General features: G+C 35.2%; 1 protein-coding gene. It reads right to left on the reverse strand.

The window, feature by feature from the left end; all coding sequences use genetic code 11:
- Positions 1-149: 149 nt before the first annotated feature.
- The coding region (locus J1D01_RS17435; protein WP_421151784.1) for a hypothetical protein at positions 150-1,062 on the reverse strand (913 nt) is incomplete at its 5' end.

Genomic DNA, 1,062 nt, shown 5'->3' on the forward strand with positions numbered 1-1,062 from the left:
ATAAACATGCTTTTAAAGCCTTTTAAAACACCAGAGTTTTTAAGTGTATAAAAACAGAAACCGCCTTTAAAAGACGGTTTCTAATTATAATTTTAGGATACATTATGGGCTTGTGCAACGGTTACCAATGTTAGGCACTGGCTTTTTTATTATTTCTCCCAAATTTTTCGAATTAATTTCAAAAGTTTAGGTTTTTCATTTTCCGTCTTTTTCTTACTGGCTTCAATTTCTTCTATAGTCACAGTTCGATAATTGGCTCTGATAAAGTCAAATTCGTCCATATTAGGCTGTTCTAAATCTGCTCCACCTTTGTGAGGAAACTGAACATAATCTTTAGGCGGTTTAGGTAATTTCTGTTCGCACTCTTTTGAGCATAAATTAGCAAGCATAGGTATTGTATCTGTTCCAACGTGTGCAGTAATCCACATTTGATTGGTTGTTTCGTATGTCAATTCCTTTTCGCAGACACTACATTTTAAATTGTTTCCAAAGTATCGTACAGGATTGTGGTCAAGTCTTGGAAATCCCATTCGGTTTTTATAATTTCCATAAAGCGCTCTTGTGCTAATTCGACTGTCTTTTAGTTTTTTGCATTTGTAAATCTCAAATGGGAACCAATGCAAATCGTAAGAAGTGTAAGGGTCAAAGTATTCGAGTGATTCCATTTGTCCAATTTCGGGTGGAATTCTCTTTAGATTACTCCCATAAAGTCCAATTTTTTTTACTTTTTTAAGTTTTGAAATCGATTCTGGAAGCGTAAAAATTTGAGCAAATAATTCGTCTCCAAGAGCTTCTCTCGGAACAAACTCGTCCACTCCATTTTCCGCAACTTGTTCAATGTATTCACATAGTTTTTTCCAAGCAACAGAATTTCTGTCTTGAACGTCATTCGGTATTTTGGAAATTCTATCGTTCATTGTTTGGTTTAGCTTGTGCCTAACGGTCTCCTTTACTTTGATATTATTAGATTTAACAAGAGAAGAGAGGAGAACTCTAACGGTCTCTAGGCAATACCTATTATCCGTAATAGTCCTCTCTGCCTCTTGTAAGATGCTTAGCTGA

The organism is Seonamhaeicola sp. NFXS20 (assembly GCF_049132085.1).
Lineage (GTDB): Bacteria > Bacteroidota > Bacteroidia > Flavobacteriales > Flavobacteriaceae > Seonamhaeicola.